The following is a 7,403-nucleotide window of genomic DNA, read 5'->3' as shown; positions in this document are numbered from 1 at the left end:
GTCTTGCCATCCGCTATGGCGCATTTGCGTCGGTGTCGCCGGCTACGAGCCTCACGGCGTACGTTCGCGCTTTCTGCAAGTGGGATTGCACCTGGTATGTGGACATTTCCGAGCAGGGCTATGAGCGCTTTCCGATCCCGGGCCACACCAATATCGGACGATGGGGATTCTTTCCGCTCTATCCGATGCTGGTGGCGGCGGTCCGCTCCATTCTTCCTGTCCCCACAATCCTGATAGCCACGGCGATATCGCTGGCATGCGGCTACGTCTCATGCCTGACGGCGTGGCCGCTTATGGACAAGAACATGCGTGCCTATGTGCTCTATTGCGCCTTCCTGCTGAGCGGCCCGTTCTCCTTCTATTTCGCCACCTTCCTCACCGAGCCGCTGTTCGTGCTTTTGACGTCATGCCTTTTCCTGGCGCTCAAACGCTCGAACTATCTCGCGGCCGGCCTGTCCTGCGCGCTTCTTTCGGCGACGCGGCCGGTCGGCGTCTTTGCCGTTCTGGCGATCGTCATGCGCATGTTCGAGGAGCATCGCGCCAAGGGCGGATCGGCGAGCGCTTTCCCGCGCCGGCTGCTTGGCCGGCCGGATCTCATCATTGCCATACTCATCTCGCCAGCCGGCGTGTTCGCCTTTATGTTCTTCCTGCATGTCACGCTCGGGGATGGGTTCGCCTTCGCCCATGTCCAGCGCGCGTTCGGGCGCGTGGGGGGCAGCCCGCTCCTGTTCCTGTGGGACGGGCTTTCCTATCACCCCGCGTCCGGTTGGCTGCCCTCGGCGCCGCAATGGAGCGCGCTGACGGCGATCGGCGGACTGGCGCTGACGGGCGTGCTGGCGGCTCGCAGGCAATATGGCGCGGCGCTGTTCTGCGCGATCGCCCTCATCCTGCCGCTGACCTCGAACCTGGCCTCCATGGTCCGCTATGTGGTCGGCCTTGCGCCGCTGACGATGCTGGCGGCCGTGCTGCTGTCGGCGTCGAAGCCGACATTTGCGGTGGCCCTGATCGTCTTCCTCACCACCTGCTACTTCATGACCCTCGCATGGCTTGGAGGCTATCTTGCTCTGGTCTGAGCCGACGAGATCGGCCATTCCCCCGCTCACACTCGCCGGCTACGCCCTGGCAGGCGCTCTCGCCACGGCCGAAATCGCCATCCTTGCGCTTGCCCTCAATCCTCAAGTCGACGACGACTATCGCGCCTATTACATCGACAAGACGACGACCTGCCTCAATCGCGACGCCGTCGGGCGCTACACGCCGGGCCGGACTGTCTCGTTCCGCTCCGACGGCGCCAGTGAGGCGATGGGCATGATGGTCTGCGGCTGGTCGGGGCCGGTGGCCGACGGCACCCATTCGCTGGGCGAGACCTCGCGCCTGCGCCTTGCCCTGCCGCCGCTCCGCGACGGGCTTCAGGCGACGCTCGAAATCATCCCCGTCATCCGCCCGCCGCAGACCTCGCAAAGGATCGTCATCTCGGCGAACGGCACCGAGGTACATCGGGCGACGCTGGCGGGCGCCGGGCCAGCAACGGTGTCCTTCGTGATTCCGCAAGCCGCGCTGGCCGGCAGGGCGAGGCTGGAACTGGTCTTCGACTATCCCGATGGGATCCCACAAAGCCCCGACGCCAGCAATATCTACAACCGCGCCATCAAGCTGACGTCGTTACGGCTGGATGCGCTTTGAAGCATCTCTGCGGATCGCGCTCAGGTCGACCCGCCGTCCTGTGGGCGACGCTCGGCAAAGACCCACCGGTCGAGCACGAGGAAGTTGAGCGCCGGGATGACCAGGCAGGTGAGGAGAACGGGAACGAAGAGCGGCAGGCCGAGCTTCACCGTCAGCAGCCACGGCGCCGCGTAGGCCACGGCGAGGCCGATCGCCGTCAGCAGCGCGAAACGGGGCGCCTGCGAGCGATGCGATCCGTCCGACATGAAGGTGAAGAACTTGTGCGCGAGATAGGAAAACAGGGCCGCGCCTGCATAGGCCGCCAACGAGGCTTCGACAGGCCCGAGGCCGATCCGCTCCGATCCGGCAAAGACCGCTGCCAGGGCGGCATAGAGGATGGTGGCGACGACGCCGACCGAGCCGAAGCGCGCCAGGAGCTTCAGGCCGGCGCCGGAACGATGTTCAGACGCGTGCGACACAGGCATATTGCGCTCCGAGCGGCAGGGCGGCCAGCGAGCGCTCCAGTTTCCGGGAAAGTGGCCTGGCCGACGGCAGGAGCAGAAAATGCTCGCAGCGGACGTCGCGGAAGCCCGCCTGCCCAAGCAGCGATGCTGCCTTGCCAGCGCTGAGCAGGACAGCGTCCTTGTCGAACGGGCACCTCGACACTGCCATGCGGGTCAGCGGGTTGTAGGGATTGTGCTCGATGATGCAGGCAAGCCCGCCTCGTCGCACGACGCGCCGCATCTCACGGAAGAAATCCAGCCACGCCGCAGGCGGCACGTGGTGGACGACGCAGCTGGCGAACGCCAGGTCGAACATGCCGTCCGGGTACGGCAGGCGCGAGGTGGTGCAGGCGCTGTAGGTGACGCGCGGGTTCTCCCTACTGGCGCGCGAGAGCGACTCCTCCGACACGTCGCAGCCGTCGAGGCGATCGAAGACATCCGCGAGATGGGGATGAAGTGAGCCCACGCCGCAGCCGACATCGAGCGCGCGCATGCCTGCTCTGCCCCGCCGAAGGTCTTGCTCGACAATCAGGCGTCGCAAAAGCTCGGCCTTGGCACGCAGGAAGAAATCATGCTTCAGCCCGGAGAACCGGATCGAGCCCTCGACCGCCTCGCCGTAGCTGGACCTATAGCTGTCGAAAAGATCGGACATTCGCCGTAACCCCGCTCCCAGACTTGCGAAACGATGCGCGCTTATCGCGGGAGGCGACGCGCATCGGCCGATCGAAGCCGCTCAGCCTTTCGACGACATAGAGCGGGCGCCGTTTCACTTCCGCGTGGATGCTGCCGACATAAAGGCCGATCACGCCGGTCATGAAGAGATTGATGCCGATGAGCAGCGACACGATCACCACCGTGGATGTCCAGCCGGCAATCACGCCGGTCTCGAGGATCCAGGCCAGGATGGCATAGGCGCCGAACACAAGGGCGAGAGCGGAAATCGCCAATCCGGTAAACAGCGCCAGTTGCAGAGGCCGCTCCGAAAAGCTGACGATGCCGTGGATCGCAAGCCGCATCATCTTCCAGAACGGGTATTTGGTTTCGCCAAGCGTCCGCGCCGGGCGCTCGAACGGCACCGCCGCCTGCTTGAAACCCATCCAGCCGAACATGCCCCTGACGAAACGGTCGTGCTCGGGCATGCGCCTGAACGTGTCCAGCGCCTTGCGGCCGACGAGGCGGAAATCGCCGACGTCGCGCGGGATGTCGACAGGCGTCATCCTCTCCAGCAGCCGATAGAAAAGGCTGGCGGTGAAGCGCTTGAACCAGGTTTCGCCCTCGCGCCTGACGCGCCTTGCATAGACGATCTCGAAGCCCTCCTTCCACTTCGCCACCAGGTCGAGAACGACCTCGGGCGGATCCTGCAGGTCGGCGTCCATGACGATGACGGCCTCGCCGGCGGCTGCTTCCATGCCGGCGGTGATGGCGATCTGGTGGCCGAAGTTGCGGGAAAGCTCGATCAGGCGGAAGCTTGGTTCGGCGGCGACCATGCGGCGCAAATAGCTCACGCTTCGATCGCTGCTGCCGTCGTCGACGAAGATGACCTCGGCCTCTCCGTCCAGTTTCGCGATCAGTGCGCTGATCCGCTCGACCAGCAGGGGCAATACCTCTTCCTCATTGTATATCGGCAGCACCAATGAGTAGCGTGGGGACGGTGCCCGCGTCCGGAATCGCTGGACATGCTCTTGCATTCGGTTGCAATGGAACACCGGCCACAAGGTTCCATGAGTAATCGCTAATTTGTGAAAGAAGGGCAGGACGTCGGATTTGCCGGGCCGGGCGGTCAAGCCGATGCCATTGACGCGCTGTCACCGATCCTTGCCCGGCTCGGCCGCGTTACAAGCCGGCCGTGCTCTTCGCCCCGTTCCTGTTTTAACGGTCGAGACCCCAAACGTCCGGATTTCGTGCGAAGTACTCGATCAGCATTTCGATAAGGATCCGGACTTTCCGTGCGGGGTGCTGACCCGGCGGCCGGACGACATACACGCCCGCCGAAGGTGGAGGATAGCGTGTCATAATCGGAACGAGCGCACCGGAGGCCACATAGTCATACGTGATGCAATCAGGGAGCCAGGCGATGCCGAGCCCTGCCACTGCGGCGGCGGCAAGCGCCGTAGCGTTGTCGGCCTTGAACCTGCCCTGCGGCTGAACCGTGACGATCTTGTCGCCATCCATGAACTGCCAGGCTTCCGTTCCTTGCATGAGGGCCTGATGGTTGACGAGTTGCTCTACCGTCTCAGGTGAACCGTGCGCTTTGATGTAATCCGGGCTTGCGACAAGCTTTCCATAGATCGGCCCGACGCGCTTCGCGATCAGGTTGGAGTCCTGAAGGTAACCAACCCGGATCGCGCAATCGAAACCTTCGGCGATCAGATCGACGAAGCGATCGCTGTAGGAGGTATGGATTTGGAGTTGCGGGTGGTGTTGCGCCATTTCCGCAAGCACGGGAGCGAAGTGGGTCGGGCCAAAAGAAAGCGGCATGGCAACCCTCAGGCGGCCGCGCAGCTCACCGGTTGGGAGCATCGTTTCCCTGGCCGTATCGATCTCGGCGATGGCTCGGGCCGCATGGTCTCTGAACGTGATTCCCGCTTCCGTAAGCGCGGCGCCGCGGGTCGTGCGGGCAAGCAGTTGGACGCTGAGTTCCGCTTCAACCCGGAAAAGCCGCCGGCTGACGATTGACTTGGAGACGCCGAGCCGGCGCGCGGCAGCCGATACGCCCTCGGCATCGGCCACAGCGACGAATGTCTGTAGATCTTCGATGTCCAATTTGGCGTTCCTCGTTTCGCGACACAGCTTGCCTGACTATGGCACTACCGCATCGCCAAAAGGAACAGCAAATTGCGTCCAGGCAACGTCGCCCCCTGACGCATGTCTCCCGTCACCCCATTGCCGTCCATAGCGGCAGAGAAAGGAAGTCTTGATGACCCCTCGTAACGGACTTGATTCGCTTCTTCGTCCTGAAGACTCGGTCCTCGTTCTGATCGATCACCAGCCTTATCAACTCGCGAACCTGAACAGCCACGATCCGCACATGGTGGTCAACAACACGACCGCGCTGGCGAAGCTAGCAAAAGCCTTCAATGTTCCGACCATTCTCGCCAGCGTGATCGCGGCGCGCGGTGGACTTCTCTTTAAGCAAATCACCGACGTATTTCCGGACCAGGAAGTCATCGATCGCACCTGGGTGAACACCTGGCAGGACGAGAATGTGGTGAACGTCGTCAAGGCGACCGGCCGCAAGCAGCTGATCATCGCCGGCCTGTGGACCGAGGTCTGCGTCGCAATGCCTGTGATCCAGGCCGCCGGCGAAGGCTGGGACGTGACCGTGATCACCGACGCGTCGGGCGGGATTTCGAAGGAGTCTCACGAAGTTGCCATCCAGCGAATGATCGTGGCCGGCGCGAACGTGATGACCGTGATGGCGCTCGCTGGCGAATGGCAACGCGATTGGGCGCGCACCGAGCATGTCGAGGAGCTGACCGAGATTCTCATCCAGCACTTCGGCGGCAGCGGCATCGCGTATCTTTGGGAGCAGCAGCTTCTCAACACGCCCGTAGCTGGCTGATCCGGGTCGGGATGGCGAGCACTTCGGTGAGGGTCGGGATCGATCTGTTTGCCGGCCCTCGCCATCCTCGCCCTGCAGAGAGGCCCCTGTAATCTCGGGAACAGATCCAATGAACGCAAATGCCGCAGCCGCGGGCCCTTTCGGCCCGCGGGCATTCCGCCCCGCCTAATCAGCCACACCGTCAGGCGACCATTTCCACCGGCAGGCCGGCGGCTTTCCATTCCGGCATGCCGTCCTCCAGGCGGCGCGCGGAATGGCCAAGCGAGCGCAGCGCGGCCACCGCCTCGAAGGACATCACGCACCAGGGGCCGCGGCAGTAGGCGACGATTTCCAGGCTGGTATCGGCACCGCGGGACCAGGCCTTGATCTCGCCGAGCGGAACGTTGATCGCGCCGGGCACATGGCCGAGCGCGAACTCGTCGGGCGGGCGGACATCGATCAGCGTCACCAGCCCATCGCGCATCAGCGCCTGGAGTTCGTCGCGCCCGACCGGCCGCATGTCGTCACGTGCGCCGAAATAGCCACGCACAATGCGATCGACTTCGGCGAGCTGCCGCTCGGCGACCGCGCGCACCGACGCGAAGGCATTGAGCACGCTGTCATCCGCGAGCGAGTAATGCACGAATTTTCCATCCCGCTGGGCCGAAACGATGCCGGCGCGGCGCAGCGCCTGCAGATGCTGGGAGATGTTGGCGACGGGCTGGCCGAGCTTGGCCGCCAGCGCTTCGACGCTGCGTGCGCCTTGCGCCAGATGCTCGATCATTTCCAGGCGCAGCGGATGGCCGAGCGCCTTGGCGACGACCGCGAACTGCTCGTAGAGCGCCTGTTTCGGATTGCGGATTGACATCGGCCTTTCTACCGTCATTCAATAGAATAATTGAATGACGGTTTCGACCATTGCTGTCAAGCCGGGCTGCTCGCACGGGTTGGCGCACGGCGCGGAGGAAAAGCGATGATTCTCAGGCAGTTCCTGCATACCGACCCGGTTGCCGCTTCCTATCTGTTCGGCTGCGGCGGCAAGGCTTCGGCGGCGGTCGTCGACCCGGTCGGCGACATCGCGCCCTATGTCGAGGCCGCGCGCGCGACCGGCATGCGCATCCTCTACGTCGTCGACACGCATATCCACGCCGACCATATCTCGACCGGGCGAGCGCTCGCCGAGGCGACCGGCGCCGAATACGTGCTGTTCGAAGGCGCCGAGGCGGGCTTCCCGTTCCGGCGGGTGAAGGACGGCGAGGTGCTGGAGCTCGGCAATGTGACGGCGACCGTGATGCATACGCCGGGCCACACGCCGGAGCACCTCAGCCTCCTTGTCACCGACCGGACCCGGTCGACCGAGCCCTGGTTCGTGCTCACCGGCCACACGCTGATGGTCGGCGATCTCGGCCGCACCGAGCTTGCCTCGAGTGCCGAGGACGGCGCCCGGGCGCTCTATGCCAGCGTACGACGGCTGAAGGAACTGCCCGACCATATCGAGGTGCTGCCGGGCGCCTATTCCGGGTCGGTGTGCGGGCGATCGCTGAGCGGCAAGCCGACATCGACGATCGGCTTCGAACGGCGCTTCAACAAGGCCTTCCGCATCGAGGACGAGGACCAGTTCGTCGCCGCCATGACCTCCGACATCCCTCCCCCGCCGCCGAACGCCGCCAAAACCCGGGCGGCGAACGCCGGAGCGC

Annotated in this window: 9 protein-coding genes; 4 read left to right on the top strand and 5 right to left on the bottom strand. The window is 64.3% G+C overall.

Annotation, left to right across the window (positions count from 1 at the left end; translation table 11 throughout):
* Both EOA38_RS22490 and EOA38_RS22485 read left to right on the top strand, forming a co-directional pair.
* Window positions 1-1,073, top strand: a 1,073-nt coding sequence (locus EOA38_RS22490; RefSeq protein ID WP_127300287.1) for a hypothetical protein, incomplete at its 5' end; no start/stop codon positions are given.
* Entirely contained in the window at window positions 1,060-1,683 is a 624-nt protein-coding gene (locus tag EOA38_RS22485; protein WP_127300286.1) for a hypothetical protein, read from the top strand. The genes EOA38_RS22490 and EOA38_RS22485, both read left to right, overlap by 14 nt.
* Window positions 1,684-1,703: 20 nt before the next feature.
* Here the strand turns inward: EOA38_RS22485 and EOA38_RS22480 are convergent, their stop codons facing one another.
* The 4 genes from EOA38_RS22480 to EOA38_RS22465 all read right to left on the bottom strand — a co-directional run bounded on the left by EOA38_RS22480 (window position 1,704) and on the right by EOA38_RS22465 (window position 4,928).
* On the bottom strand, window positions 1,704-2,147 hold the full coding sequence (locus tag EOA38_RS22480) for a GtrA family protein (RefSeq protein ID WP_126094363.1): 444 nt from the start codon (window positions 2,145-2,147) through the stop codon (window positions 1,704-1,706).
* Window positions 2,125-2,817, bottom strand: coding sequence for a class I SAM-dependent methyltransferase (locus EOA38_RS22475; RefSeq protein ID WP_127300285.1), 693 nt, complete (start codon window positions 2,815-2,817; stop codon window positions 2,125-2,127). The genes EOA38_RS22480 and EOA38_RS22475 overlap by 23 nt, the downstream gene beginning before the upstream one ends.
* Window positions 2,792-3,853, bottom strand: coding sequence for a glycosyltransferase family 2 protein (locus EOA38_RS22470; RefSeq protein ID WP_127300284.1), 1,062 nt, complete (start codon window positions 3,851-3,853; stop codon window positions 2,792-2,794). Before EOA38_RS22470 ends, EOA38_RS22475 begins: the two co-directional genes overlap by 26 nt.
* Window positions 3,854-4,034: 181 nt before the next feature.
* Window positions 4,035-4,928, bottom strand: a complete 894-nt coding sequence (locus EOA38_RS22465; RefSeq protein WP_126094366.1) for a LysR family transcriptional regulator — start codon at window positions 4,926-4,928, stop codon at window positions 4,035-4,037.
* 154 nt (window positions 4,929-5,082) lie between these two features.
* On the opposite strand from EOA38_RS22465, the gene EOA38_RS22460 reads away from it, so the two are divergent.
* Complete coding sequence (locus tag EOA38_RS22460) at window positions 5,083-5,727, top strand: hydrolase (protein WP_127300283.1); 645 nt, start codon at window positions 5,083-5,085, stop codon at window positions 5,725-5,727.
* 181 nt (window positions 5,728-5,908) lie between these two features.
* Here the strand turns inward: EOA38_RS22460 and EOA38_RS22455 are convergent, their stop codons facing one another.
* Window positions 5,909-6,574 (bottom strand): metalloregulator ArsR/SmtB family transcription factor, encoded by a 666-nt coding sequence (locus EOA38_RS22455; protein WP_127300282.1) that lies wholly within the window; start codon window positions 6,572-6,574, stop codon window positions 5,909-5,911.
* A 105-nt stretch (window positions 6,575-6,679) separates the two neighbouring features.
* Here EOA38_RS22455 and EOA38_RS22450 point away from each other — a divergent pair.
* Window positions 6,680-7,403: MBL fold metallo-hydrolase (locus EOA38_RS22450; RefSeq protein ID WP_145966028.1), on the top strand; the 724-nt coding region annotated here is incomplete at its 3' end.

Source organism: Mesorhizobium sp. M1E.F.Ca.ET.041.01.1.1, from assembly GCF_003997355.1.
In the GTDB taxonomy this organism is placed as follows: domain Bacteria; phylum Pseudomonadota; class Alphaproteobacteria; order Rhizobiales; family Rhizobiaceae; genus Mesorhizobium.
The sequence above is the reverse complement of the archived record's forward strand: the minus strand, read 5'-3'. Positions and strand labels throughout refer to the sequence as shown.

Excerpts from the sequence above, each read along its gene's own strand:
- EOA38_RS22470 (WP_127300284.1), bottom strand. The coding sequence starts at position 3,853 with ATGCAAGAGCATGTCCAGCGATTCCGGACGCGGGCACCGTCCCCACGC.
- EOA38_RS22455 (WP_127300282.1), bottom strand. The coding sequence starts at position 6,574 with ATGTCAATCCGCAATCCGAAACAGGCGCTCTACGAGCAGTTCGCGGTC.
- EOA38_RS22480 (WP_126094363.1), bottom strand. The coding sequence starts at position 2,147 with ATGCCTGTGTCGCACGCGTCTGAACATCGTTCCGGCGCCGGCCTGAAG.
- EOA38_RS22475 (WP_127300285.1), bottom strand. The coding sequence starts at position 2,817 with ATGTCCGATCTTTTCGACAGCTATAGGTCCAGCTACGGCGAGGCGGTC.
- EOA38_RS22460 (WP_127300283.1), top strand. The coding sequence starts at position 5,083 with ATGACCCCTCGTAACGGACTTGATTCGCTTCTTCGTCCTGAAGACTCG.